This is a genomic window from Bradyrhizobium canariense (assembly GCF_900105125.1).
Taxonomy (GTDB): domain Bacteria; phylum Pseudomonadota; class Alphaproteobacteria; order Rhizobiales; family Xanthobacteraceae; genus Bradyrhizobium; species Bradyrhizobium canariense_A.
Map to the genome: position 1 here is coordinate 3,234,303 of NZ_LT629750.1, position 25,816 is coordinate 3,260,118.

Here is a 25,816-nt window from a genome sequence, read left to right on the forward strand (position 1 = left end):
TTACAAAGGCTAGAAAACGGTTGACCCTGCGCCCGCAATTAGAGAACCCTCCTGCGGGTGCCTTTTTTACCGGTCTCGCGACTGCCGACTGGCCTCCGCTTCGCTGCGGCACAGACGCCCTTTTTTGTTGAGGGGCTAAGGGCTCCGCCCTCGCGCCGGCAAGGGTGAAGTCCCGGCAAAGCCGGGACCGGCCGGAGCAGTCTCCCCGACCTTCCGCGCGGACGACAAGACCGGAAAGCTCACAACCGAAACCCGCTTGTGCAGGCCGGGCGATCCCCCGCCGCCCTTGCCCTTGCTGCCCCGGTCTCGCCGACGGGCAGGGCGCAGAGGTGCGCTTGCACCCCAACCCTGAAAGGAGATCGATTATGTCTGCCAAGAAAACTGCGACCGTCGCTGAGAGTGGTACTGAGCGTTTCATTCCACTCAACAAACTCAAGAAGTCCCCGAACAACGCCCGCAAGACGCCCCACAGCGAGGCGTCGATCGAGGCGTATGCCGCCAGCATTGCCGCGAAGGGCGTCCTGCAAAATCTTGTCGTCGAACCGGACTGAACGTGGAAGGCGCGGCCACCGGGTTCTATTTGGTCACCATCGGCGAAGGTCGCAGGCTGGCGCAGTTTCTCCGCGTCAAGCGCAAGGAGATCAAAAAGACTGAGCCGATCCGCTGCGTCATCGACACCGCGAACGATCCACACGAAATCAGCCTCGATGATTGCTGTCGGCGGAATGTCCTCCCGCCTCGACCATTTGCATTGACGGATGATAAGATTGTTCTTGGCGAGTTGGGGGCAATTCGACTCGCCGGTACACGCCAGACACGGCACTCCGTGAGTCGCGTGGGTTGGTGATCTGGAACCTGCTCCTCGCATGCGAGTTACGTCTCCCAAATCGGAGAGCCATCATGGCAATAGCGAGCTACGAGGTTGTCGGCTCCGGCGGTGTCTGGCGCGTCAAACACGATGGCGAGCCTGTGGGCAGCTACCAAACCAAGGAATCCGCCTTCGAGGCGGCCGTTGCTGCCGCGTCATTGGCAGTTCGGGAAGGGTACGAGGTCCAGCTTTCAGTACCCGGGACTCGCATCGAATCCTAACCGGCACCGTGAAGCCAAGCGTGCGGCGGGCGTCACCAGGGCGGAGACCGGATCGACGTCGCCCATCATGTCCGCACATTCGCGGAACCACCCAAGTTAATCGAGCACGATCTTGACAACGGTCAACGCTCCCCAGGCTTCCTGCCACTATCAAATCCACATCATCACGCGTTTGGCGATAGCGAGATTGGTCTGAATCCTTCAGCTCATCAGGAGAGAGGCATGAGTAGACTCATTTACGCAGGCGCAATCACCCTTGCGATTTTCGGCAGCATCGGCTTCGCCGCTGCCCAGAGAGGGCCCGGCGCCGACCATCCCAATCTAACGCCAACGCAGGAAAGAACGGTTAGCCAAGGGCTCGCGGCTTCGCCTTCACAGGCCGCGCCGGTCGGCGTGCAACCGGAAGTCGGCAACATGCTTCCTGATTCCTTGACGGCGCAAGCGCTTCCGAGCGACGTCAGCGATCGGGTTCCCGAGGCAAAGCAACTGCTGTTCGTGAAACTGCCAGACCGAATCGTATTGATCGATCCGGAAACCAAGCTGGTGACCGAAATCGTCATGGACGAAGTCACTACTGGTTCGAATCCCAACAGCTCCGACCGGCCTCCCCGGTAGCCGCCGATCGCGACCGGACAAGGGCGTACGCGGTCCGCTTATTCGGTGACCCGAGCGAGACTGAATGGACGGAGCTGCCTTCCGGCTTAGCGAAGCACCGAAGCTGGCGCGGCGTGTCCCTGGAAAGCGATGGTGATATCATGAACAGATCCTGCTTCTCGTTCTTGCCTGCGGTGGTTTTGACCACCGTCGTTCTCTCTTCGTGGACGGGTCATGGGGCCGCCCAGGAAATCGCACTTACGCCTCTTCAGGCCACGGAGGTCGCAAAAGGCTATCGCGGCGACGCCCTTAGATTGAAGCCGGTGGTCAACGACAAAAACGATCCGATCGGGAGGGTCAACGATTTCATTTTTGGCAAGGATGGCAGCATTTTCGTTGTTCTTGCCGTCGGCGATTTTACCGGACTTACCGGCCAGGTTGTCGCCATTCCCTTCCGCAGCCTCAAACTGGACGATCCCTCCGGCAACATTGTATTGCCGGGAGCAAGTCGCGCGGCACTGGAAAAACTGCCGGTTTTCCTCACCGGTCGGTGAACCCGTCGCTCTGTAACCTCAAGCCGTATTATCGAGGCACTGATCGCTGTCGCGGATCAGCCAGTAGACGATACCGAGGGCGAGGATCGCGGCCGCAAGAGCCAGTGTGTGCATCGCATCTGTTTCCGCCAGATCGAGAATGATCACCTTCCGGCAGATCGCGAGCAGCGCGATCATGACGACCGAGCGGATCTGGACAACGCTGTCGCGGCGTTCGGCCATCACTAGAAGCGATTTCTTGAATTCGAGCGCAATGATCACCGTAAAGATCATGCCAAACACCGCCTGGAAAGCTGAGTAGTCGGAGGGGTCGAGACTTCCGGACAGAACGAGACCAAACAGAATCTTCAGGCTCAGGTTCCAGATCGCCGCGACGACGATGACGGCGATCAATGCCGTGAGGATCAGAACGACGATGTGTTCGAATCGCTGATATAGCGAAAGCAACCTGAATTTCTCCCCGGCATCCCTTAGCTCTTCCTTAATTGACATCGAAGTCTCCCGCACGCACAAAAATCCTTGTTGGACGACGGTGGTGACGCCCCGAAGCCATGTTCGATCAATCCGAAACGGGGCCTTGGTTGCCGAGCTGCCGGCTCGGACGTTGCACCAGGATCACCAATGGGATCGCCAGGAAAGACACGAGCATCATGAGCTTGAAACTGTCGATGAAGGCGACGGCTTCCGCCTGCGCGGTCACTGTTTGCGCGAGCGCGGCGCGTCCGCTCAGGGTGACGATATTGAGTTGGTGGGCGTAGTCGCGCACAAACTGCCGGTAGGGCGTGATGTGCTCGACGAGCGCCGACTGCGTGATAGCGATATTGCGTACCAGCAGATAACTCATTGTAGAGATGCCGATGCTTGCCCCGATATTGCGCATCAGGTTGTAGAGCCCGGTTCCCTGTGTGCGCAGCGCCGGCGCCAGCGTACCGAACGCGATCGTACTCAACGGCACGAAGACGAAGCCGATGCCGATGCCTTGCATCAGACCGGTGCGGATCAAGGTGCCCTGTGATACATCGGGTGTGAAGCCTGTCATCAGATAGAGCGCAAATCCGGTGGTTCCAAAACCGGTAGCGATCAGGAGCCGCGCATCGATGAACCGGATGAGTTGCCCGACGATCAACATCGCTATCATGGTCCCGACTCCGCGCGGCGCGAGAACGAGACCCGCCGTCAGCACGGGATAGTTCATGAGTTGCTCGAGATAGGGCGTCAACATCGCCAGTGTCGCCAGCAGCACGACGCCAACGATAAAAATCAGGATGATGCCGATCATGAAATTCCGGTTGCGGAACACCGCGGGATCGATGAACGGGTCGCGCGCCGACACAGTGTGAACGGTAAAGAGGTAGAAGCCGAGCACGCAGAGTGCGACCTCGATCTGGATCTCGTGCGAGGCGAACCAGTCGAGCCGCTCGCCACGATCGAGGAAGAGTTGCAAGGCCCCAATGCCGAGCGCGAGCGTCGAGAAACCGAGCCAATCCAGCCGTCCAGCCAGCGGTCGGTCGGCGCGCCGTCCGAGGAACAGCAGGATGCCGAGAGCGCACAGCACACCGAAAGGCACGTTGACGTAGAACACCCAGCGCCAGCTGTAGGAATCCGTGAGCCAGCCGCCGAGCGTCGGGCCGAGGATCGGTCCGAGCATCACGCCAAGCCCGAACACCGCCATGGCCTGGCCCTGCTGCTCGGGGGGATAGGTGTCGAGCAACACGGATTGTGACAGCGGCACGAGCGGCGCGCCAAAGATGCCCTGGAGCAGGCGGAAGGCCACGATCTGCGGAAGCGATACGGCCGCGCCGCAGAGCATCGAAGTCACGATGAAACCGACCACCGCCGTCAGGAATAATGGCTTGCGGCCGAACCTCGCTTCGAGCCAGCCGGTCGCCGGCATCATGATTGCGGCCGCCACGATATAGGAGGTCAGCACCCAATTGATCTGGTCGCTCGTCGCGGACAGGCTGCCCTGCATATAAGGGAGCGCCACATTGGCGATCGTGGTGTCAAGCGCCTGCATCAAAGTCGCAAGCATCACGGTCGCCGTAACCATTGCCCGATTGATGACCCCGCTTCTGTCCGCTGCCCTCGCCACGTCAGGCCCCGAAGATCGCGGTGATGTCACGCCACAACTCGTTGAGCGAGCGTCGGTGGCCGGTATTGATTGAAATCTTGACGCTCATGCCGGCACGCAACGCGAGGCCGTCCGGGACCTGGCCGAAGGAAAGACGGACCGGTATACGCTGCACGACCTTGACCCAGTTGCCGGTGGCATTTTGCGGCGGCAACAGGGCGAAGACCGATCCGCTCGCCGGGGCCAGTGTCGTTACCTTGGCGGCGATGGGGGAGTCTGGATAGGCATCAATGGTGAAGCGCGCCGGATCGCCCTCTTTCACATAGGTGAGATCGGTCTCCCTGATGTTGGCTTCGATGTACAGATCGTTCGTCGATACCAGCGGAAAGGCGGATTGGCCGGCATTGAGAAAGGCTCCGACGGCGATGCTCTCGACATTATTGGGGATGCCGTCGAATGGCGCGACGATAGAAGTGAGCCGCAGATTGCGCGCCGCAAGGTCGACAGCCGCCTGCGCCTGTTTCACGGTGACCTGCTGATAGACCGGCATGTCCGGGTTGCCGCCAAGTTGGGCGAGCGCCGCCGCGGCCTCCCGTTGCAGGCTGGCCAGATTGGCCTTCGCCGCTTGAAAGTCGCGTATCGCAGCATCGAGCGTGGCCCGTGGCGCGGCGCCAGTATCATAAAGGTGCTGCTGGCGCTCGAACGAGGTTTGCGCATAATCTGCCGTCGCCTTGGCTTGATCGATTTGTTTGAGGCGCGAGCGATAGGTCTCGATCAGGGTACGGGCCTGGTCACGCGCGACGCCAAGCTGCGCCTCGGCATTGGCCAGTGCGATTCGATATGGCTCGGGATCGAGGTCGAAGAGCGAATCGTCTTTCCTGACTGCGGTGTTCGATTTGGCCGCGATGGTAACGACCTGACCCGCGACTTGCGGGCTGATCGAGACATTCACTGCCTGAACGTAAGCATCTTCCTCCGTAACATAGCGACCGGTGGCTAGATAAAGGACTAGCGCTCCGACGATCAAGGCGACGGGGCCCAGGATCAGGAGAGGCCGGCGCCAACGATTCGGCGGTGCGGCCGGCGCGCTCCGATTGCCAGATGCATCTGTCGAGCCAGGATTTTCCCGATTGACCTGAGGCGAATAGCTTGGGGTCGTGCGGGCAACGCTGGGTTCGGCGGCGTCTGAGATCTTTTCGAGGGCGTTATCCCTCATTGCGTGATGTCTCCGTCTTGGGCGCCGCCGTCTGGATTCGCCATCATGTGACATCACGCAGATCGCAAGTGCCTTGACGGGCGTCATTATTTCCGGACCCGGCATACACGGCCGTTTTATTGCGGAGGCGATCAGGATCGTGGGAGCATCCCTCCTGGAACAAGGTGTCAGTTAATCCTGGAGTCGTGAGGACGCCCGCCGACGTGATCGGCATCACGGAACGACGCGTCAACCGCGTGAATGTAGCGTGAGCAGAAGAAGCGTGAGCAAAGATTGAGCCCTGTCAATGCGCGGGGCTTTTTGATCTGCAAAACAAGATCAGCGATAGCTCCCCGCTGTTGCTGCCCTCCCAGGGCGTTTCCTCCCTGACTTGGACCGCCGGCGAAAGCCGCGCGGTCCTTTTTTGCAAATAAATCTCCGGATTTTGATGGACGGAAAAAGACTCAGTGGAAAACCAGAAAAAAGCAGGAAGCAGTTTTCGGAAACTGAGCAATATTGAACAGCGAACGGGCAACCGGACGGGCATACTCATTTAGTTGGAGTTCGGCCGCTGGACAGGACCGATGATCCCGGGTGTTGCACTCACGTTCTTCGAAGGAAGCATTATGGCAGAACCTCAACCCCTGTCGTCCATCGTTCGGCTCGCTCCCATTAAGCGTCCTGCCTGTCCGAAGTGCCAGGCCCAGATGATGCTCGTCCAGATCATGCCGGCATTTCTGGGTACCGACCTGCATACGTTTGAGTGCAGGGCGTGCAACCACGTCATCAAGACGCTCGGCGCGTATGACGATCCGATGCAGTCCAGGGAACGCGGGCGCCGCCTTTAGGTGATTTGGTCAGCGCATTAAGATGGCTTGAACCGTTACGTCTCCGATCAACTCCCGACCTCGATCCATTCGCGCCATATGGTCAGCAGCGCCGCCATGATCACGGGCCCCAGGAACAGGCCAAGAAATCCAAACGATTGCATACCGCCAAGAATTCCGATCAGCACCAACAAGAATGGCAGTCGTGCAGCACCTCCGATCAGCGCCGGCTGAATGACATTGTCACCGATCAGCAACGTCGCCGCGCCGAAGCTAAACAACCCTGCAGCCACCAACCAGCTACCGTCATGAACAGGCAGTATCAGCGCCGCCGCGGCGAGCGCCAGCCACGCACCGAGCGGTACCATCGCCAGCGTCATCGTCAACACCGTGAAAAGCAGCGGATGTGGCACTCCTGACAGGACATACCCAATGCCGATAATCGCACCTTTTAGGATCGCGGCTGCGACTGTGCCGTTCACGGTAGCGCGGATTGCATCCGCGATTTTGCTCACCAGGCGTTCGCCGGGATCCCCAAGCAGGCGGCCGACGGTGGCTAGTGCGTGATCTGCCAACCATGCACCGTCGCGGAATACCAGGAACAGCGCGACCAGAGTGATCAGGAATAGAAACAGCCGGTGCAGCAACGCGCCCCCCAGCGTGCCGGTCCAGGCTGTGATATTTTCGGTGTTCACCCCGCGCAGCCATTCTACCAAGACCTCCGGATTGCTGAGGTTCGCCCGCCACCAAAGGTCAAGGTATTTGCCGGCGATCGGCAGTTCTGCGAGCCAGGCGGGAACTCGTAGTCCGCTCTCCTGCAGCTGATTGAGCGACCGCGCGAAAGCATCGCTGCCCTGCGCGATCTGGTGCACAGCCAAAACGATGGGCACCAGGAGAACGAGACCGGTCATGAGCGTAAACAGCAACGGCGCCAACACCGGAGACCGGCCGCCGAAGACGAGACTCTGGAACCGGGCGTAGATCGGCCAGGCGGTGATGGCGATCACCACGGCCCAGGTCAGCGCCGCCAAAAAATTGCGCGCGACCCAGGCCGCCAGCAACAGCACCAGAATTGCGATAGCGGCTCGGGTGAGCGCCCGTGTGCGTGAATCGAAAGGCAGCGCCGGCTTCTCAAAGGGCCGGAGCTGGCTTCCATCATTGCTCGGCAAGATTCCATGGCGCGGCATGAGCGATTAGATCCCGGTCGCGCCGGCACATTCTTTTCCGCTGTCGCCGGCTTCAGCAGAGGTTAACTTGCATGCCTGCGCGGACGTTGATCGCCATCAACTGCCAATCTCTTTTCCCGCCGCGCTTGACAATCATCATGGTTTTCTCTGCCGGTCTGCGATTTGTAACTCGAACGGAATATTCAGGAATCGCACCATGCCGGCTGAACTGGTTGACCTCAATCGCATCCTTCTGACTCTTGCCCGTTCCCGGGAATTTCCCGACGGCTCGTCACGCCATGGATATGATTTCATTGCGCCGCTCGATCCCGAGGGACACATCGATCCGATCCTCTGGAAGAAGTATCGTGACTACTGCCGGGTTCGGCGGTTTTGGGCAGGCGAGGACGACGAAGTCGGTCGCCTCATGCACAAGCCTGGCGGCGCTGAACACGCACGCTGGGTTTTCGAGTACGATCCCGGTCGGGATGACGACGATGAAGTCGGCTACAAGCTCGGTGAACATGCGTTTTTGCCGGGCGACTATGTCTCGATCAGCGGAAAGGACGGCAAGCTCCAAACGTTTCGCGTCATCAGCGTCAATCCTGTCCTGCTGTCGATGGCCCTGGTCAAGTCGTTCGAACTGGAAATCAAGGTGTGATCCTTGATCGCCATCAACGACAGATTGCGTTGCCGCGGCAACGTCAGCGCCGCGGCCGGCAACCACGTCCATGAAGCTGAACGTCCCACCGTGAGATCCCTGTCATGCTCGATCGCACCCGCAATTTTCCTAACCCTAGCCATCGCACGATGCATGTGCCCCGCACCATGTTCGCTGCCGCCATCGACCGCTTCGGCGGACCCGAGGTGATCACCGCTCACGCTTTGCCGGTCCCGGAAGTCGATGCCGGCGAAGTCTTGATCGCCGTCGATACCGCCGGCGTCGGCCGATGGGACGCCGATGTTCGGGAAGGATTTTTTGCGTCCCGCAAGCCGCATTTTCCACTGGTTCTCGGCTATGACGGTGCCGGCATCATCGCAAAAGTCGGCTCGCGGGTGCGGCGGCTGAAGGTCGGCGACGAAGTCTATTCCTACAATTGGGAGAATCCGAAGGGCGGCTTCTACGCCGAATATGTCGCGGTGCCTGCCGACAAGGTCGCGCCGATCCCCAAGCGGCTGGATCTGCGGCATGCCGGCGCGATCCCGATCACGGGCTTGACCGCGCTGCAGGGCATTGACGATGCGCTGGGTTTAAAAAAGGGCGAGACCATCATCATTCACGGCGCCTCGGGAGGCGTGGGGACGCTTGCGGTGCAATTCGCAAGGCTCCGCGGCGCCAAGGTGTTTGCGACCGCATCGGGCAGGGAAGGGCTAGAACTGGTGCGGGAGATGGGTGCGCATGCCGCAGTCGACGGCAAGCGCCCCGATGTCGACAATCACGCGCGTCGTTTTGCGCCTGATGGCGTCGATGCGATCCTGGCTCTCGCCGGCGGAGACGGGCTGGAACGCTGCCTGAGTGTGCTTCGGCCCGGCGGCCGTGTTGCGCACCCCAACGGCGTCGAGCCTGCGCCGAAAAAACGGCGCGGCATGACCCTGATCCGTTATGACGGCATCTCCGGGGTCCGCGAATTCGAGCGCCTCAACGCCGCGGTGCAGGCAGCAAAGCTCAAAGTTCCGATCGCCGAATGTTATCCCCTCGCCCGGGCCTCCAAGGCGCACGAGCGCCTCGCCGAGGGTCACGTGCTCGGAAAGATTATCCTTTCAGTGCATGACGCGTAGTGGTGCGCCCACGAAAAGGTATCGGCTGCCGATCAGGCGCTTGGAAGTCTTGCGACGATGAAAGCTGTCCGTCGCGGGCCGCCTGGCCGGAATTTTCACGGAACATCTCAGCCATCATTGAAATGGCCATTTTCCCAACGGGAGGCTGAGTTTCGGCAATCTTCAGGATGGACTCACAGCACTCGTCCAGCAAACTCCCTGTCATCAGAGCTATCCCTGCGTTGCCCAGCCGGAAAGGGAATTTCGCGGATTGCGATTGGTTCCAGTGCTTTTTGCTTTGTGACGCTGAAAAATTAGGCTGCCCCAAAATGTTCTCCCAGGGTTCGGCCCAACCCGCGGCAATTCGCCGGCGTCGCGCACTCTGCGAGATCACTCCGTCGAAAAGGCCATTTGCCTTCGGGTGTCGCCGCAGAACTTCATCCAATTGGCTAGCCCCTACGAGGAGCCCAGACCGAAAAGACGCGCATTGTTGACAGACGTCAACGCACACCTTGTCGTGCATGCAAGAAGTACGCCCGCGCTGCAAAAGCGGCAGAGATTCGAATAGTTCGGCAACCACGTCGCAGTTGGGAGCATGACATGGCCAGCACCACATTCAACTCCACCTCTGGCGTCGGCTCTAGTCCGGCGGCAGAGACACTCGTTCAAAACTGGTGGCTGTTTACGCTGCGAGGCGCTTTAGGCATCATCTTTGGAATCCTCGCGCTGATCTTTCCCGGTCCAACGATACTGTCGCTGGTACTGCTGTTCTCCGCCTATATGATGGTCGACGGCATCTTCGGAATCATTTCGGCGGTGCGGGCGATCCGCCGCAAGGAGGACCGCTGGGGATTGCTGATATTTGAGGGGCTGCTCGATATCGCCACGGGCGTTGTGGCTTTTCTCTGGCCGGGCCTCACCGTTGTTGCGTTCGTCTGGCTGATTGCCGCTTGGGCGATTGTCTCGGGCGGACTGATGACGGCCGCTGGCTTCCGGTTGAACATTGAGCATGGCCGGTGGTGGCTGGTTCTGGGCGGGCTATTGTCCCTCGCCTATGGCGTGCTCCTCATCATCACGCCGTTGATCGGAGCTGTCGTGTTCACCTGGTGGCTGGGCGCTTACGCACTGGTTTTCGGTGTCGCGCTAGTCATCTTCTCTTTGAAGCTCCGGTCGCGGCAGCATGAACGCGTCAGCCCCACTGCGGTCGGAACAGCCGCTTAGGCCGAAATCGATGGCGCCCAAGGTATTGAGCCATCAAAGCCGAAAAGGCCGGGCACCCGCCCGGCCCTTGCAGATTGAAACGGTCGACGAAATCGATGAGAGCCTGATCGAAACTTTTCCTGCCAGCGACCCTCCGGCCTGGGTAGCCCTGGCCCGTGTCGGCATTCCCAAGCGACGCAAGACGAAGTCCAGCCGCGCCCGAAAAGCATGACATCCCTGATCATCGGTACAACATCGCCGGCTCGCCTTAAAATTGCGGCAAGTGTCGAATAACTGACGCAAGCTGCTTTTTCTTCACAGCGAAACACCCTGCGCCGAGTTGCTGAACCAATTTGGCGTTGCCAACCACAGAAGAAAGGTATCCAACTCATCCGGGCCGCCGCGAAAGTAACTCAAGGCGCAGGCAATGCCGTGGACGGAGCCGGTTGCAAGTTTCAGTGAGTTGCGGCGTTGTATTCGCGATCTGGTCGCGCTCTCGACGCTGCCGGCCGGCTGGCAGAACTATGATATGCGTCAGATCGGCGCAAGCATTGTTGCCGCGCTGATCTCGATGCTGGATGCCGATTTCGTTTTCATTGCACTGCCTGGCCAGGGCAACCAGTTCGTCACCGAACTGGCCCGCAGCAGTCCGAAGCTGGATTCGGCGAACCTGCAACGCGTCCAGAAGAAGCTGCAGCAGGAAAGAGCCACGCTCGGCAGCGGGCGGGAATTTATCATTGCCGACGTATCCGGCAGCAGCGGCCTGCGCGTGATGACCGCGCCCATCGGGTTCGGTGGCGATGCAACCCTCGCTGCAGGCTCTATTCGCCACACATTTCCAACCAGGACCGAGAAGCTGCTCCTCAATACCGGGGCCAATCAGGCGGCGATCGCGTTCCAGCAGTGGCTGGGAGACGCCGAGAAGAGAAGGTTTACAGCCTTGGTGCAGCGAACGACGGACCTCGTCGGCATCGCCTCGCTGAGCGGCCAGGTTCAGTACGTTAATCCGGCCGGTCTTGAATTGGTGGGACTTGCCAGCCTCGACGACGCGTTGCGGCTTCACATACTCGATTTCGTTTCACCACAACACCGAAAGACTGTGGAGGATGAGGTTTGGCCTCTGGTACTGCGCATGGGCCGTTGGAAGGGAGAACTCGACCTCAAGCATTTCGGATCTGGAATAGAAATACCTTTCCAGATCGATTGCTTCAGGATCGACGATCCACGCACCGGAGAACCGATGAACGTCGCAACGGTGAGCCGCGATCTCAGTGCGCAAAAGAATTCAGAAGCAACGCTGCATCATCTGAATGAAGGTCTGGAGCAACGCGTGGAAGAGCGGACATTTGAATTGGCAGAGGCTAACAAGCGGCTCGTTGCGGAGAAGCTCGAACGCGCGCAAATCGATTTGCGCTTTCAAAAACTGCAGAATGACCTTCTTCTTGCCGCCCGCCTCACCGCAGCCGCTCAGATGGCCGCCGCCCTCGCCCACGAAATCAGCCAGCCGCTTACGGCGGTCGTCAATTCAGTCAATGCAGCGAAGCGGCTGCTTGCGCGTGGCGGGCAGGTCAATATGCTGAGCGCGCTTGAGGTCACCGACGAGGCTTGCGAGCAGGCATTGCGGGCGAGCGAGATCGTCCGCAGCCTCCGCCAATTGGTCAGCAGGGATGAGACGGAAAGACGAATCGAGGAACTTCCTTCGATGATCGAGGAAGCCAGCGCCTTTGTATTGAATAGCGTCACTCCGCTGGCGCTGCGTCTGCGGTTTGAATTCGATGACAAGGCCCGCGAAGTATGGGTGAACCGGGTTCAAATTCAGCAAGTTATTGTCAATCTCGTCCGCAATGCATTTGAGGCGATGGCCAATCAAGAACCGCGGGAGGTTACCCTGACGACGAAGGCCCTCGATGATGCGATGATCGAAATTGCCGTTGCCGATATTGGACCCGGCATTCATGGCGATATTGCCGGCCAATTGTTTCGGCCGTTTGTTTCAAATAAGCACGATGGCATGGGATTGGGACTGTCTATCTCACGTTCGATTATCGAGGCGCATGACGGTCAATTGATACTAGAGCCGAATCCCGGAGGCGGAAGCATTTTTCGCTTTACCCTTCCGTCCTGTGGAGCGGCACATGGCGACTGAACGAACTGTCTACGTTCTGGATGATGACGACGCCGTGCTTCGTTCGCTAGAACGTCTGCTGAGTTCGGCGAATTTCAAGCCGATCACCTTCGACCATCCAAGTGTTTTTCTGACGGCGGCAAAGACGTTCAAGACCGGCTGTGTCCTGTTGGACGTTCGCCTGCCGGGCATGAGCGGACTGGAGGTCCAGACGCAACTTATGAAGATGAGAAATGACCTCGCCGTCATCGTCGTGACTGGCCAGGGCGATATTCAGACCGCCGTTCGCGCGATGAAGGCCGGTGCAACCGACTTCCTTGAGAAGCCCTACAGCGATCATGCCTTGCTCGGGTCGATCGAGGTGGCGTTTGCGAGAGAGAACCAGCACAATCGCGACCACGATATCGCCGACGCCATCCGGCGAATCGCAACTCTCAGTCCGCGCGAGCGGGAGGTTCTTGATGGGCTGCTGGCAGGCCGCCCAAACAAGCTGATCGCTTACGATCTCGGGATCAGCGTGCGCACGGTCGAGGTCCACCGAGCGCGCATGATGGAGCGGCTGGGCATACGTCAGCTCACGGATGTCATCCGTCTGGGGGTGATGGCGCGGCTGAACGCGCCGTTACCCACCAACAGACAAAAAGGCTAGGCCGCGGCTCGACTGAGCGCCATCGGCTCCGGCCGGCGATCAGGCAGCCTTGCACCGGCACGGTCTTCCAGGGCGCCCCGGTTCAGAATTTTGACCGTTCGCTTGCCTGCCAAAGTAATGACGCCGCGGTGCTGCAGATCTGTAATGGCACGACACACGGTCTCGACCGAGACGGCGAGATATTCGGCTATGTCATAGCGCGTGACGGGCAGTTCCACCTGCCCCCTTGCTTCCAACGCTCGCCCGTCAAGCGAAAGCAGGAAGGACCCGACCTTCTCAAGCGCGGTGACGCCACCAAGGATCAGGAGTTGTTCCTGGGATCGCGTGAGGGACTGAAACGCTACCTCGCGCAGTTCACGCGCGAACTGCGGATCACGCTCCGCGAAAAGTTCAACCCGTCCGCCGGGATAGCTCGCAAGCACAGTCTCCTCGGCAATCGCTTCGATCGTCTCATCCCTCCTGCTGTCCGAAACAAAGAAGCAATCCCGCGGCAGCATCAGATCGACGATTTGTCGCCGCCCGTCCGAGCGGATTGAGCAGCGCCGGACCGCGCCAACGATAACGTAATACCAGTGGCCCGCAGGTCCTGAATCATTCGAAATCTCCTGGCCGCGATGGCATTTCACAATCGCTGCAAATGGATCGAGGCGTTTCAACGCATGGGGCTGCGCTGAAAGTATCCGCCGATAGTAATCCGCTGCGTGGGTTCTCGTTTTCATGACCGCGTCCCTTGTTCGAGGATCCGTTCGTATCGAGAGATATTTATCCTTCCGCAGAGCCAACTATCCCTCAGCGATAACGATCAAAAAATTCGGTAAATTTGCATACGTAAAAATACGTAATGCGGTCACGGATGAAGGACGACAGGGACCGAATGCGGCATCGTGCGCTGGCGCATCCCGTGGTCAACCAGGTGCAGCGGCATTTCGGCGGGCGGATGCGGCTCGTCTTTCGTCATTTCCCCCTGACCGAAGTGCATCCGCACGCCGAGATCGCCGCCGAAAGCGCTGAGTTCGCCGGCGCGGCCGGGCTGTTCTGGGAGATGCATGACGCTCTCTTTGCAAACCAGAGCAGGCTGAGCATACCGACGATCTTCCTGATCGCCGAAGAGCTCGGGCTTCCCGAAATAGCAATGCGGAACGCCTTGGAGACGGGCCAGTACCGAAATAGGGTACACTGCGACTTATGGGCGGCATACGTAGCGGCGTGAACGGAACCCTGACCTTCTTCATAAATGGCGTGCGGCCTGACGGTGCCTACGACTACGCCAACCTGGTCGCGGGAATCCAGATGCGCCTCGCCGCCGACGCCGACGCATAGCCGATCTGAAAGAGCTTCCGATCGGACCGGCGTGGACGATTCAAAAACCTTCCGTGAAATTGACAATGGTCAGTGCTGCTTCGGGGTCCGGGAATTATCCCCGCCACTCCGGTCAAACTTCAGGAGAGAGCCATGGTTGCCTCCGCAGTATTCCGAATGCCCCTGATCGGGGCCGTACTCGCGCTCGCCCTCGCCACAGGTCCAGCGTTGCCACAAATAGGGATACAACTCATCAAGGTAGACCTCTCGGTCGTGGCGAAGGGCTATCGGATGAGCAAGCTGATTGGCAGCAGCGTCATCAACGACAAGAACGAGAAGATCGGGACTGTCGATGATGTGATCGCGGACAAGGACAAGAAGCAGCTGAGTTTCGCCGTGTTGCAGGTCGGCGGCTTCCTCGGCGTGGGCGGGCATCTTGTGGCGGTGCCGTATGACAGCTTAGTCATTGACGATACCGGCCAGAAGATCACCCTGCCCGGCGCGTCGAAGGACGAACTGAAGAAGTTGTCTCAATTCAACTATCCGGCGTCGTGAAGCCGCTACCTGGGAAAACCCAGATGCTCGGGCCGTCAGAAGATATCCTTGACCGGATGCGCACGCGCGAGGTGACGGGCGTCTTCCATTCCCGGAAGGCGCTCATCGACGCCGCAGAGGAGCTGCTTGTTGCGGGAATCGACCGCGCGGATATCGACGTCAGTGCCTCGGTCGACGAGCTGGACCGGCGCTTGAATTACCAGTCAATTCCTGCGGCGGATCTCGTCGATATGCCGATCACCCCTCGGCAATCCTTCATGGGCATCGACGACGTGCTAAGCGCCGAGGCCGTCGCTGGCAGCATCGCGGGATGCATCGCCGCTATCACCGTTGCAGCCATCCTTGTCGCGCGCGGCACAGAACCTCTCTACGTCGGCATCTTTTCGATACTGAGCGGGCTTATCGTAGGCGGCATAGCGGTGACCCGAGTACGTCGGCGGCTATATCGAGAGCGCACGCTCGGATTGGAAAAGCAGTCTGAATGGCAGGGCTTGCTTATCTGGGTGCGAGTCCGATCGCCGGAGAAAGAAGCCGAAGCCCAGGAAATTCTGACCCGACACGGTGGGCAAGCCGTCCATGTTCATGAAATCGAACTGGCAACACGGTCGGAGGATCTTCCGCTCCACTCGCTACGGGTCGACCCTTGGTTGGGCGACGAACGGTTGGGACGGCCGTACCGCTACCGCCACGATGACCTTGAGCGGCCGCTTCGGTAGGAGCCAGCAACCCACTCTGGAACCGCCCTCGCTCGCCACGGCCGACAAACCTGGAGCGAAAGTTGATGGTCGTCATGGCCGCGCGCGTGACCTCTGATAAAACTGGCCGTGATCGGTAGCGTATTCCACCGAGCCACCAAATCTGCCCCTTTATCCAGACGAGGAGCTAATCATGAAGTCCGACAGTGAGATAGAGCGCGATGTTCGCGAAGAGTTAAAATGGGATCCCGATCTTGATGCCGAGGACATCGCTATATCGGTCAAAAATGGCGTTGTCACGCTGGCAGGTTTCACCCACAGTTACGCTGATAGGCTTGAAGCGGAATTCGCCGCGAAACGCGTGGCCGGAGTTCACGCTGTTGCGAATGATATCGAGGTCCGGCTGCCGGCGATTGATCAACGTCCCGATCCAGATATTGCCAAGGACGCTGTCGCAGCCCTGAAGTCGGAACTGCCGATCTCTCACGACAAGATCAAGGTCGTCGTGAAGGACGGCTGGATAACCCTGGAAGGCACGGCGGAGTGGCAATATCAGAGAACCTCCGCTGAAACCGCGGTGCGAAAAGTGAAGGGCGTCAAGGGTGTCACCAACGTCATTACGGTGAAGCCGAAGGTGGAACCCTCGGAGCTCAAGCGCAAGATCCAGGACGCATTCAAGCGAAATGCCGAGGTGGATGCCGATCGGATCACCGTCGAAGCGAACGGCAGCGTGGTGACGCTGAAAGGCACCGTTCGCTCCTGGATCGAGCGCGAGGAAGCCGAGCGCGTCGCCTGGTCGGCGCCCGGCATCACCAAGGTCGAAGACCGCATCGTGGTCAGTCCGTGACAGCGCCGTTTCAGCCGATACGACGCACATTCAGCAAATCAACCAAGGCAACAAGGAGGTTCCCATGAGGCTAACGTCACTGATTCCATTTCGTGATGGCGGCGCGTTGACGCGACCTGATTTCGGATTGTTCGGTCTGCATCGCGAGATTGATCGGCTGTTCAGCGAATTCGCGCAGGGAGTAGGCCCGAGCGCGAAGATTATCCCCAACATCGAAATCTCGGAAACCGACAAGGCAATCGAAATCAGCGCGGAGATGCCGGGCCTCGAGCGCAAGGACGTCGAGATTTCGATTGACGATGACACCCTCACCATTCGCGGCGAGAAGAAGATCGAGGAAAACCAGAAAGACAAGAACGTTCAGCTCAGCGAGCGCAGCTACGGCGTATTCCTGCGCGTGCTGCAACTGCCTCCCGGCATTGATCCGTCGAGCGTTCAGGCCACCATGTCGAACGGCGTCCTGAAGATTGCGATTCCGAAGCCGGCCAAATCAGAGCCGAAGAAAATCGAGGTTAAGGAAGAGGCCAAGCAAGAGAATAAGGCTGCCGCTTGAGTCCCCAAGCGGCCGCGGGACGCGCTGGCCGTCTTTCCTCCCGACGCACCTGGCGCGTCCCGCATATTAATCGAACAAAGTCTGAAACGGCGAAAGCGATTACACGCATCTTTTGAACAAGGAGCCTGATCATGGCGAAGGCAATTGGCATCGATCTCGGAACCACCAACTCTTGCGTTGCCGTGATGGAAGGAAACAAGGCCAGGGTGATCGAAAATGCTGAGGGCGGCCGCACCACGCCGTCGATGGTCGCCTTCACCGACGATGGCCAGGTCCTGGTCGGCCAGCCGGCCAAGCGCCAGAGCATTACCAATCCGGAAAACACGGTCTACGCCATCAAGCGGCTGATCGGCCGACGCTATGACGACCCGATCACCGCGAAAGACAAGGCGATGGTGCCCTACCATATCGTGCCCGGCGATAACGGTGACGCCTGGGTCGAGGTCAGGGGCAAGAAATACTCGCCGAGCCAGATCAGCGCCTTCATTCTCACCAAGATGAAGGAAACCGCGGAAGCCAATCTCGGCAGCGCCGTCACGCAGGCGGTGATCACCGTGCCGGCCTATTTCAACGATGCCCAGCGCCAGGCCACCAAGGACGCCGGCCGGATTGCCGGTCTTGACGTGATGCGTATCATCAACGAACCGACCGCGGCGGCACTGGCTTACGGGTTGGACAAGAAGGGAAGCGGCAAGATCGCCGTCTATGACCTCGGTGGTGGCACCTTCGACATTTCGATTCTTGAGGTCGGCGACGGGGTGTTCGAGGTCAAATCGACCAACGGCGATACTTTCCTCGGCGGTGAGGATTTCGACCAGCGGATCATGGACTATCTGGCTGACGAATTCCGGAAGGAGAACGGCATCGACCTGCGCAAGGATCGCCTCGCGCTGCAGCGGCTCAAGGATGCCGCCGAAAAGGCCAAGATCGAACTCTCGAGCGCCACCCAGACCGAGGTCAATCTGCCCTTCATCACGGCGGATCAGAACGGGCCGAAGCATCTTGCCATCAAGCTATCACGGGCAAAGCTGGAGGCTCTGGTCGACGATCTGATTCAGCGCACCATCGAGCCGTGCAAGGCGGCGTTGAAGGACGCGGGGCTGCAGGCCTCTGACATCAACGAGGTCGTGCTGGTCGGCGGCCAAACCCGGATGCCGAAAGTCCAGGAAACCGTGCAGAAACTGTTCGGGAGGGAGCCGCACAAGGGCGTCAATCCGGACGAAGTGGTCGCAATCGGTGCGGCGATCCAGGCCGGCGTGCTGCAGGGCGATGTCAAGGACGTTCTCTTGCTCGACGTGACGCCGCTGTCGCTCGGAATCGAAACGCTTGGCGGCGTCATGACCAAGCTGATCGATCGCAACACCACCATACCGACCAAGCGCAGCCAGGTTTTCTCGACGGCCGAGGACAATCAGACGGCAGTCACCATCCGCGTCTTCCAGGGCGAGCGCGAGATGGCGGCCGACAATAAACTCCTCGCCCAGTTCGATCTGGTCGGGATTCCGCCGGCGCCGCGAGGCGTCCCGCAAATCGAGGTCACCTTTGATATCGACGCCAACGGCATCGTCAACGTCTCAGCCAAGGACAAGACGAGCGGCAAGGAGCAGAGCATCCGGATCCAGGCGTCCGGCGGCCTGAGCGAGGCCGATATCCAGAAGATGGTCAGGGAAGCCGAAGCGCATGCCGAAGAAGACAAGCGCCGCAAGGAACTGGTCGAGGCGCGCAACCAGGCCGACGCGGCGATCTATAGCACCGAGAAGGCCCTGAAAGAGGCGGAGAACAAGATCGCCGCCGACCTGAAGAGGGAGGTCGAACAGGCGCTCGCCGACGCCAAGCAAAATCTGACGTCGGAAAATGTTCAATCGATCCGCCAGGCGACGGAACGTCTGCAGCAGGCCGCTTCCAAAACCGCCGAAGCGCTCAATCGCGCGGCTTCGCAAGCCGCCAATGACGCCGGCGGGCAAGCCAAACCGTCCGGTGACGGAAGCGGCGCTTCCGACGACAACGTCGTCGATGCCGAATTCGAGGAAGTCGATCCTCGCGGCCGTAAGGCGTCCTGAAACATTGAGGCTTCACGCTGACGCGTCGAGTACGAGATCGGGAGCATGACATGGCGGAAAACACCATGGACAACGATGTCGACCCGTCAGCTACGGGCAACGGCAATAGTAACGATCCGGCATCCGAAATCGCTGCTTTGCGTGAGCGGTTGATGCGGGCGCTGGCCGAGACCGAGAATACCAGGCGTCAGGGTGAACGGCGCGCGCAGGACGCCCAGCAATACGCGATCACGAACTTTGCCCGCGAATTGCTTCAGGTTGTCGACAATCTGCGCCGTGCCCTCGGCGCCGCCGAGGGGGACGCTGGAAAGGTAGACGGATTGATCGCGGGCGTGGCCGCCACCGATCGCGTTCTGACACAGATTCTCAATCGATTCGGCGTCAAGGAAGTCAGCGCCCTCAACCAGCCTTTCGATCCCGGCAAGCACGAAGCGGTGATGGAGACGGATCAGACCGAACAACCACCCGGCAGCGTCGTCCAAGTTTTGGAAAACGGCTATACGCTTCACGACCGTTTGTTGCGGCCGGCGCGCGTCGTGGTGGCTAAGTCGCCACAAAAATCGTGGCAGCCGGCAGAACAATGACGCCACATTCGCTCAGCTATGCCGGCGTGCAGACAGGAGTGGGCATTGGCCGTGGACCCCTATACAACGCTGGGCGTGAAAAAGCATGCGACCCAGGAAGAGATTCAAAAAGCCTATCGCCGGCTGGCGAAAAAGCTGCACCCGGATCTCAATCCCGGCAACAAGATTGCCGAAGACAAGTTCAAGGAAGTTTCGGCTGCCTACGACCTCTTGGGCGATCCGGAAAAGCGCGCACGGTTTGACCGCGGCGAAATCGACGCCTCAGGCACGGAGCGGCCGCGCCAGCAATACTACAGGGATTTCGCCGATCAGAACGGTTGGTCTGCCTACACCAACAACTCGGGCTTTTCCGATTTCGGCGATTTCGCCGGCAGCGAAGATATTCTCTCGGAGATTTTCGGCCGTGCCGGCAGCGCAGGCCGCCGCCGGCGGGGCCAGGACGTACGCTATCATCTCGAGCTTTCTTTCCTTGATGCCGTCAATGGCGGCAAGCAGTCTATTGTCCTTCCTGACGGCACCACGCTGGATGTCAACATCCCGCCGGGAACGCGGGACGGCCAGATCTTGCGACTGAGAGGCAAAGGCCGCCCGGCGCCGGGCGAGGGTCCGGCAGGCGATGCGCTGATCGAGATCAGCGTGCTGCCGCATCCCTACTTCACCCGCAAAGGCGACGACATCTATCTGGACCTTCCGATATCGCTGAAGGAGGCGGTGCTGGGCGCCAAGGTTAGGGTCCCCACCCCCGGCGGAGCGGTCGCGGTGGCGGTGCCAAAATGGTCAAATACCGGCCGCGTTCTGAGGTTGAAAGGACGTGGCGTGCCGCGTGCCGACGGCAGCAAGGGCGATGAATATGTCAAGCTGATGCTGATACTTCCGGAAAAGCCGGATCCGAAACTCGAAGCATTCGTCGCGGGGTGGCAGCCGGTGGAATACAGTCCGCGGCAATCGATGGGAGTGTGATGATGGAAACCCAGGAATTCATCGGTCGATCGCACCTCGATACTCGGACATTAAATGCCTGGGTCGAAGCGGAGTGGCTGGTACCGGTAGCCAGCAAAAAGACATTTCAATTTTCAGAAGCCGATCTGGCGCGGGTTCGGCTGATCCGGGATCTCAAAGCGGATTTCGGCATCAACGACGAGGGCATTGCGATCATTTTGCATCTGCTCGATCAATTGTACGGGCTGCGCTGCCTGGTCAGGGATATTCAGGCGATGGAAGCATCCGATCGCAGCAAGGACCTCGGCTGACGGGCGTCGATGCGGCGCCGTATTTCGGCCGCGGTTTCGAAAGAGCGGAGTCTCGCCGTGTGGTCGTAGATTTGCGCCGTCAACATCAGTTCGTTTGCACCGGGCTCGGCGATGAATGCTTCAAGCCCCCGCTCGACGGCGTCCGGAGTACCGACCACGGAATAGACCAGCGTCTCCTCGACTCCCATCCGCTCCAGCGGGGACAGAGTTCATCCATGTTGTCGACCGGCGGCGGCAAGGGTCCGGGCGTGCCGCGCCGCAGGCTAACGAACTGCTGTTGCAGCGATGTGATGAGACGCCGCGCCTCGGCATCGGTATCGGCGGCGAAGACATTGACGCCAACCATCGCGTAAGGCTCGGAAAGCTGTTCCGACGGCTGGAAGCGGGCGCGATACACATCGAGCGCCCGCATCAGCTCCGAAGGGGCAAAATGCGACGCGAACGCAAACGGAAAACCGAGCATCGCAGCGAGCTGCGCACTGAACGTGCTCGATCCGAGCAGCCAGATCGGGACCCGCAATCCCGCACCTGGCACAGCCCGCACCATCTGGTCGGGTTGCAGCGGCCCCAGCAGGGCCTGCAATTCCATGACATCATGGGGAAAATTCTCAGCGGTCGTGGCCAGATCCGGCGCAACGCGCGCGCAGTACGCTGATCGGTGCCGGGTGCGCGGCCGAGCCCGAGGTCGATGCGGCCCCGGTAAAGCGATTCCAGCGTACCGAATTGCTCTGCGATGACCAGCGGCGCATGATTTGGCAACATCACGCCGCCCGATCCAACACGAATGGTCCTGGTGCCGCCGGCGATATAGCCGATCACCACCGCGGTCGCGGCGCTGGCAATGCCGGGCATATTGTGATGCTCGGCAAGCCAGAACCGCTTGTAATTCCAGCGTTCGGCATGTTGCGCCAGATCGAGCGAATCGCGGAAGGCTTGGGCCGCATCGCTGCCCTGATTGATCGGCGACAGGTCCAGAACCGAGAAGGGAATCACCAGCATCTCCAGTTTTCAGATAATCTCGCGGCCAAGAGATCGCGGGCACACGCCAGATGCGATCAAGCTTCGTCCTTCCCATTATCTAGGTGTCTTCCGCAGCCGGCGTAGTCCCGCGCCGAACGAATTGCCGTTGTCACGGCTGGATCAAGCCAAAGTCGTAGCGGAGGATGGCGGTCAGCGGCGCCCGGTCCGGCAATTCCTCCTGCCGCGCGCCCAGCACCCTCGCCCCGGTAGACAGCGCGCGCCGCGCAACTTCGTCGACAACACTGTAGGTCTCGGCATCGTCGGAAGCTGAATATATCACGCTGCCATCGACGTCGCTGACGAGACCGGGAACAACCGCGTCGAGATCGACGAGCAGTTGCTCGATCGCGCCTGCGGTTGCGGCATGCGCGGCATAGGAGACATCCGTCGTCGCACGTCGCGGCTTCAGCTGGTCGTAGAGCGCGATCGCCGCCTTTACCTCGCGCGAATAGAGACGGTCGAGAATCGGGATTGCAGCGTCTTCCAGCTCCGCGTCCGTTTTCTGATCCGGATTTCCTTCGATCATCTCGTCGGCCAGTCCCGGATAGCTATTAAGCGAACGGTACATCGAGGCGACCGGCTCCTCCGCCGCAACAACCAGCGGGGTGTTCAGCCCGGCGAATACGCCGTGTATGGCCTGCTCGACCTTCCTCACATATTTATGCAGGAGCACCTTCTCGCCTTCCAGGTTTTGCAGCCGGCCGCGCGGAGCCCGTACGTGAAAGGACGGACGTCGTGTCGCTTGCTCGGCGTTCCCAGGCAGGTCTGGAATCTGCAGCCGCACCGGCGGAAAATTGACGAAGGCGTGGATCAGCCGGACGCTTTCTTCCGCCAATGCCAGCACGAAGATATCGTGCGGCGACGTCATGGCGCGTATCAGTGGCGTCAGATGCAGTCGGTCCGCCACCTCGGCCAGCGGTTTTGGCGCGTCGGGAAGGCGGAACATCCGCATCAGGCCGGGGGTCGAGAGCACCGCCAGCCCATGCGCCTGATAGTGCCAGAACGTATCGAACGGGTCTGGCTTGGCGCGCTGGAGCTTTCTGATTTTGTCTTCTTCATCCTGAACGTCGTGCTCAAGGCCTGCGAGATGATCGAAGCGCCCCTCGAAAACGGCGATCTTGCGCCTGTCGGCGCCGGCCTCGCTCAACTGCGCCAGCGCCTCCCTGGCGAGGTCCCTGAACGCGATGCGATTGGCGCGGATGTTGCCGGCCAAGGGCGAGGTGGGCAGGTACAACGAAACACAAGTATCGCCCTTGATCTGTGCAAGCGCCTTGAACTCCTCCAGAGTCGGAATATCGATGTGAAGCATCGGCCCCTCGTTCAGCACCGCCGCGGAGATCCGGCCTGATCGAAAAACATTGACTGAGGCGCCGCTCGGCGGCCTTGATAACTATCAATCACAACGGTAACTCCAACGCCCAGGCAAAGACGCAAGCGGCGGCAAATCCGATCAGGACATGACCCCATTCCAGCAGCCCCCAGTCCCGCATCAATTTGCGCAGGGGTGAGACGGCTGTTGCCGGCGGAATCACGAACAGCCAGACGTTCACCGGCATCATCACAAAATAGGCGTATGGCCAGCTCGCCAGGATGATGGTGCCGCCGATGAGCCAGCGTACGTCGCCATTGGTCTTGAACTGAATGTAGGCGAGAATGGCCGAGACCACGGCAAAAACCGACAACACCAGCGTGCCGCGCCGGTTGCTCCATTTCCATTCCCGGAGCATCGCCGCGCCGCTGAGTGCCAACCGGGCCGGCTGCTCGACCAGACCTATATAAGTGGTCGCGCCAAGGAAGCTGGCGGCGACAGCGAATGCGTACAAACCGGGCCGCATGGTGCTGGCTCCCTGGCGCGAGACGGCGGGTTGCCCAATCAGTGCGACATGAATACCGGAACAGTCATCGACTGGAGCATACCGCGGGTCACTCCGCCCAGAATCATCTCGCGCAGCTTGGCGTGGCCGTAGCCGCCCATCACGATCAACGTTCCGGAAACGTCGGCGACGTAAGACAGGATGGTATTGGTGACGTCGATGTCGGCCGCCGGGACTGTCACGATCTGAACCTTGACGTCGTAGCGGGCGAGATGCTTGGCCATTTCGGCGCCGCGAATCTGGTTCGGGGAGGTGTCGGTCTTTTCGTTCAGCACGATCAGCAGGTCGACCATCGTCGCCTTGACCAATAGCGGCAGCCCGTCGTTGATGGCGCGTGTCGCCGCCCGGCTGCCGTCCCAGCAACACACGACATGGTCGAGCTTCAGTCCATCCTTCTGGATGTACGGCACCACGATCAGCGGGCGCCCGGACTCGAACAGCGAAGCTTCGATCATGTCATCATTGTCCACTCCGTTCGGCTCGGACTGCATGAATACGCCGAGATCGAAACGCCGGGCGAGTGTCGACAGGACTGCCGGTGCGGACGCCCCTACCGGCTTGAGCAGGCGGTGCTCGGCGGAAATCCGGCTGCGCCTGGCGGCGGCTTCGAAACGTTCGATCGCGGCCAAAGCCGCCTTCTCGCTCTCGGCCATCATCTGGGCCACGATATCGGGTGGGATTTCCAGCATCACGTAGCCCGGAAAATCCGGCGCATAGGCAAAGGCAACCGCGGCGAGATGCGCATCGAAGGTCTCGGCGATCGTGACGGCAAAGTCGCGGGCCGGATCGCGTGCGGCCTGGTGCTCCAGATGGACGATAATGTCCTTGATCATCGAAATACTCCCGTCGGGACGTGAGGCCGTCAGAAAAAGCATTGTCGAGGTCGGTGCTCTCGTAGGCATTGATGCCGGTCAACCCAGCGGCCACCGATTGGTCGATGTGGCGGCGACCGACTCTTCGCGCTGCACGTCCCGGGAACGAAATTGGGCGCCCGGGGTTTTTATTGCGGGGTTGCGCCCTTACCTGCTTTCCATCCCCTGCGCGGCTGCTGCCTGGCAAAGCGTGGCATTTTTGCCCACTCGGTTCCTGGCATCATGGTGCTGTGTACTTCCTCGTAACTGGTCGCTCGATTCGATCTTGGGAGCCCATGCCATGCCACTATTTTCATTACCGGGACGGATCATCGATATTCGAGGATGACGTCGGCGAGGTGTTTGCAGATGCCTCCTTGGCAATGCAGCATGCCACGAAGATTGCTCGCGAATTGGCGCGAAACGGCGAACCGACCAATGCCGCGATCGTCGTCGTCGAAGGCAGCCAGCATCTTTCCGAAGTTCAGCCAGGCGAACAGGGCGACTAGGACAGCCGCTTGATCCGCACCACCGGCTCAGTAGCAATCCTCGACACGGTGAACGTGCCAACGCCATCCGTCCCAGAAGCGTTCGTGTCGAATGTAACATCGCGGCCCGAAATAGACGGGCTCGTAGGCATAAGCGTCATAGTAGGGCCTGGGGGCCGCGAGTGCTGCGCCAAGGATTGCCCCTGCCGCCAGACCGCCGACGATTGGAGCGACGGGAAAGCCATGATGCCATCGGGCGTCCGCTGTCGTCGGGCTCGCAACCGCCCCGATCGAAACTGTCGCGCCAAGCGCGAGCGTGGCCAAGGTTTTTTTCATCACACAGTCTCCACTTCTTCGCATCGAAAAAATTCGCACGTCCGGTATCTGACAAGTTTCGGACGATCCACCCCACAGACTTACGAATGTAAGAGCCCGGCATGCAGCCGGCATTGGCGTTCGTCAACGATTGGATTGTCGTTATCGTATGCGGTCGTCGATAAACGCCATCCGGG

The 25,816-nt window shown here is 60.0% G+C and carries 29 protein-coding genes and 2 pseudogenes; 20 read left to right on the forward strand and 11 right to left on the reverse strand.

What is annotated here, in order from left to right; translation table 11 throughout:
* Positions 1-365: 365 nt before the first annotated feature.
* From BLV09_RS15425 to BLV09_RS15440, 4 genes and pseudogenes are all read left to right on the forward strand, one after another.
* Positions 366-739 (forward strand): annotated as a pseudogene (locus tag BLV09_RS15425) (ParB/Srx family N-terminal domain-containing protein); the annotation flags it as partial.
* A gap of 161 nt (positions 740-900) precedes the next feature.
* Positions 901-1,089: a DUF2188 domain-containing protein gene (locus BLV09_RS15430; protein ID WP_072816789.1), complete on the forward strand. Its 189-nt coding sequence runs from the start codon at positions 901-903 to the stop codon at positions 1,087-1,089.
* 222 nt (positions 1,090-1,311) lie between these two features.
* The gene (locus tag BLV09_RS15435; RefSeq protein WP_146687932.1) at positions 1,312-1,704 is read left to right on the forward strand and encodes a hypothetical protein; all 393 of its coding nucleotides are present in this window, start codon (positions 1,312-1,314) and stop codon (positions 1,702-1,704) included.
* Positions 1,705-1,844: 140 nt separating this feature from the next.
* Positions 1,845-2,237 carry a PRC-barrel domain-containing protein gene (locus BLV09_RS15440; RefSeq protein ID WP_146687933.1) on the forward strand — a complete coding sequence of 131 codons (393 nt, stop codon included), beginning with the start codon at positions 1,845-1,847 and terminating at the stop codon, positions 2,235-2,237.
* Positions 2,238-2,255: 18 nt separating this feature from the next.
* On the opposite strand, the gene BLV09_RS15445 is transcribed toward BLV09_RS15440, so the two are convergent.
* From BLV09_RS15445 to BLV09_RS15460, 4 genes are all read right to left on the reverse strand, one after another.
* Positions 2,256-2,729 (reverse strand): phosphate-starvation-inducible PsiE family protein, encoded by a 474-nt coding sequence (locus tag BLV09_RS15445; protein ID WP_146687934.1) that lies wholly within the window; start codon positions 2,727-2,729, stop codon positions 2,256-2,258.
* A gap of 67 nt (positions 2,730-2,796) precedes the next feature.
* Positions 2,797-4,287 carry a DHA2 family efflux MFS transporter permease subunit gene (locus BLV09_RS15450; protein ID WP_146687935.1) on the reverse strand — a complete coding sequence of 497 codons (1,491 nt, stop codon included), beginning with the start codon at positions 4,285-4,287 and terminating at the stop codon, positions 2,797-2,799.
* Between the two features lie 43 nt (positions 4,288-4,330).
* Complete coding sequence (locus BLV09_RS15455; RefSeq protein ID WP_167558745.1) at positions 4,331-5,260, reverse strand: HlyD family secretion protein; 930 nt, start codon at positions 5,258-5,260, stop codon at positions 4,331-4,333.
* A 1,138-nt stretch (positions 5,261-6,398) separates the two neighbouring features.
* Complete coding sequence (locus BLV09_RS15460; protein ID WP_146687937.1) at positions 6,399-7,517, reverse strand: AI-2E family transporter; 1,119 nt, start codon at positions 7,515-7,517, stop codon at positions 6,399-6,401.
* Between the two features lie 196 nt (positions 7,518-7,713).
* On the opposite strand from BLV09_RS15460, the gene BLV09_RS15465 reads away from it, so the two are divergent.
* Positions 7,714-8,157, forward strand: coding sequence for a hypothetical protein (locus tag BLV09_RS15465; protein WP_146687938.1), 444 nt, complete (start codon positions 7,714-7,716; stop codon positions 8,155-8,157).
* 104 nt (positions 8,158-8,261) lie between these two features.
* The gene (locus BLV09_RS15470; protein ID WP_197685046.1) at positions 8,262-9,275 is read left to right on the forward strand and encodes an NADP-dependent oxidoreductase; all 1,014 of its coding nucleotides are present in this window, start codon (positions 8,262-8,264) and stop codon (positions 9,273-9,275) included.
* Here the strand turns inward: BLV09_RS15470 and BLV09_RS15475 are convergent.
* Entirely contained in the window at positions 9,250-9,699 is a 450-nt protein-coding gene (locus BLV09_RS15475) for a hypothetical protein (RefSeq protein ID WP_146687939.1), read from the reverse strand. The genes BLV09_RS15470 and BLV09_RS15475 overlap by 26 nt on opposite strands.
* 155 nt (positions 9,700-9,854) lie before the next feature.
* On the opposite strand from BLV09_RS15475, the gene BLV09_RS15480 reads away from it, so the two are divergent.
* The 4 genes from BLV09_RS15480 to BLV09_RS15495 all read left to right on the forward strand — a co-directional run bounded on the left by BLV09_RS15480 (position 9,855) and on the right by BLV09_RS15495 (position 13,228).
* The gene (locus BLV09_RS15480; RefSeq protein WP_146687940.1) at positions 9,855-10,475 is read left to right on the forward strand and encodes an HdeD family acid-resistance protein; all 621 of its coding nucleotides are present in this window, start codon (positions 9,855-9,857) and stop codon (positions 10,473-10,475) included.
* A gap of 10 nt (positions 10,476-10,485) precedes the next feature.
* Positions 10,486-10,686: a hypothetical protein gene (locus BLV09_RS15485; protein WP_146687941.1), complete on the forward strand. Its 201-nt coding sequence runs from the start codon at positions 10,486-10,488 to the stop codon at positions 10,684-10,686.
* A 195-nt stretch (positions 10,687-10,881) separates the two neighbouring features.
* Positions 10,882-12,600 carry a sensor histidine kinase gene (locus BLV09_RS15490; protein WP_146687942.1) on the forward strand — a complete coding sequence of 573 codons (1,719 nt, stop codon included), beginning with the start codon at positions 10,882-10,884 and terminating at the stop codon, positions 12,598-12,600.
* Positions 12,590-13,228 carry a response regulator transcription factor gene (locus BLV09_RS15495; protein ID WP_146687943.1) on the forward strand — a complete coding sequence of 213 codons (639 nt, stop codon included), beginning with the start codon at positions 12,590-12,592 and terminating at the stop codon, positions 13,226-13,228. The genes BLV09_RS15490 and BLV09_RS15495 overlap by 11 nt, the downstream gene beginning before the upstream one ends.
* Here the strand turns inward: BLV09_RS15495 and BLV09_RS15500 are convergent.
* On the reverse strand, positions 13,225-13,947 hold the full coding sequence (locus BLV09_RS15500) for a helix-turn-helix domain-containing protein (RefSeq protein WP_146687944.1): 723 nt from the start codon (positions 13,945-13,947) through the stop codon (positions 13,225-13,227). The genes BLV09_RS15495 and BLV09_RS15500 overlap by 4 nt on opposite strands.
* A gap of 134 nt (positions 13,948-14,081) precedes the next feature.
* Here BLV09_RS15500 and BLV09_RS15505 point away from each other — a divergent pair, with 134 nt between their 5' ends.
* The 9 genes from BLV09_RS15505 to BLV09_RS15545 all read left to right on the forward strand — a co-directional run bounded on the left by BLV09_RS15505 (position 14,082) and on the right by BLV09_RS15545 (position 21,071).
* Entirely contained in the window at positions 14,082-14,438 is a 357-nt protein-coding gene (locus BLV09_RS15505; protein WP_174556544.1) for a DsbA family protein, read from the forward strand.
* A gap of 242 nt (positions 14,439-14,680) precedes the next feature.
* Positions 14,681-15,082: a PRC-barrel domain-containing protein gene (locus BLV09_RS15510; RefSeq protein WP_244549100.1), complete on the forward strand. Its 402-nt coding sequence runs from the start codon at positions 14,681-14,683 to the stop codon at positions 15,080-15,082.
* 23 nt (positions 15,083-15,105) lie between these two features.
* Positions 15,106-15,798: a hypothetical protein gene (locus tag BLV09_RS15515; RefSeq protein WP_146687945.1), complete on the forward strand. Its 693-nt coding sequence runs from the start codon at positions 15,106-15,108 to the stop codon at positions 15,796-15,798.
* A gap of 172 nt (positions 15,799-15,970) precedes the next feature.
* Positions 15,971-16,624 carry a BON domain-containing protein gene (locus tag BLV09_RS15520; RefSeq protein ID WP_146687946.1) on the forward strand — a complete coding sequence of 218 codons (654 nt, stop codon included), beginning with the start codon at positions 15,971-15,973 and terminating at the stop codon, positions 16,622-16,624.
* Positions 16,625-16,688: 64 nt separating this feature from the next.
* The gene (locus BLV09_RS15525) at positions 16,689-17,177 is read left to right on the forward strand and encodes an Hsp20/alpha crystallin family protein (protein ID WP_146687947.1); all 489 of its coding nucleotides are present in this window, start codon (positions 16,689-16,691) and stop codon (positions 17,175-17,177) included.
* A gap of 131 nt (positions 17,178-17,308) precedes the next feature.
* The gene (gene dnaK, locus BLV09_RS15530) at positions 17,309-19,237 is read left to right on the forward strand and encodes a molecular chaperone DnaK (RefSeq protein WP_146687948.1); all 1,929 of its coding nucleotides are present in this window, start codon (positions 17,309-17,311) and stop codon (positions 19,235-19,237) included.
* Positions 19,238-19,287: 50 nt separating this feature from the next.
* Positions 19,288-19,821, forward strand: a complete 534-nt coding sequence (locus tag BLV09_RS15535; RefSeq protein WP_146687949.1) for a nucleotide exchange factor GrpE — start codon at positions 19,288-19,290, stop codon at positions 19,819-19,821.
* Positions 19,822-19,866: 45 nt separating this feature from the next.
* Complete coding sequence (locus BLV09_RS15540; RefSeq protein ID WP_146687950.1) at positions 19,867-20,781, forward strand: DnaJ C-terminal domain-containing protein; 915 nt, start codon at positions 19,867-19,869, stop codon at positions 20,779-20,781.
* A gap of 2 nt (positions 20,782-20,783) precedes the next feature.
* Complete coding sequence (locus BLV09_RS15545; RefSeq protein WP_146691140.1) at positions 20,784-21,071, forward strand: chaperone modulator CbpM; 288 nt, start codon at positions 20,784-20,786, stop codon at positions 21,069-21,071.
* Here the strand turns inward: BLV09_RS15545 and BLV09_RS15550 are convergent.
* From BLV09_RS15550 to BLV09_RS15565, 4 genes and pseudogenes are all read right to left on the reverse strand, one after another.
* Positions 21,029-22,064, reverse strand: a pseudogene (locus BLV09_RS15550) (LLM class flavin-dependent oxidoreductase). The gene BLV09_RS15545 and the pseudogene BLV09_RS15550 sit on opposite strands and share 43 nt — an antisense overlap.
* A 136-nt stretch (positions 22,065-22,200) precedes the next feature.
* On the reverse strand, positions 22,201-23,400 hold the full coding sequence (locus BLV09_RS15555; protein ID WP_146687951.1) for a hypothetical protein: 1,200 nt from the start codon (positions 23,398-23,400) through the stop codon (positions 22,201-22,203).
* Positions 23,401-23,488: 88 nt separating this feature from the next.
* The gene (locus BLV09_RS15560) at positions 23,489-23,926 is read right to left on the reverse strand and encodes a DUF1772 domain-containing protein (RefSeq protein WP_146687952.1); all 438 of its coding nucleotides are present in this window, start codon (positions 23,924-23,926) and stop codon (positions 23,489-23,491) included.
* Between the two features lie 38 nt (positions 23,927-23,964).
* Positions 23,965-24,798 carry a universal stress protein gene (locus BLV09_RS15565; protein ID WP_146687953.1) on the reverse strand — a complete coding sequence of 278 codons (834 nt, stop codon included), beginning with the start codon at positions 24,796-24,798 and terminating at the stop codon, positions 23,965-23,967.
* A gap of 314 nt (positions 24,799-25,112) precedes the next feature.
* Here BLV09_RS15565 and BLV09_RS15570 point away from each other — a divergent pair, with 314 nt between their 5' ends.
* Entirely contained in the window at positions 25,113-25,325 is a 213-nt protein-coding gene (locus BLV09_RS15570) for a DUF6894 family protein (RefSeq protein ID WP_146687954.1), read from the forward strand.
* Positions 25,326-25,352: 27 nt separating this feature from the next.
* Here BLV09_RS15570 and BLV09_RS15575 read toward each other — a convergent pair whose 3' ends face one another.
* On the reverse strand, positions 25,353-25,640 hold the full coding sequence (locus BLV09_RS15575) for a hypothetical protein (protein ID WP_146687955.1): 288 nt from the start codon (positions 25,638-25,640) through the stop codon (positions 25,353-25,355).
* Positions 25,641-25,816: the final 176 nt, after the last annotated feature.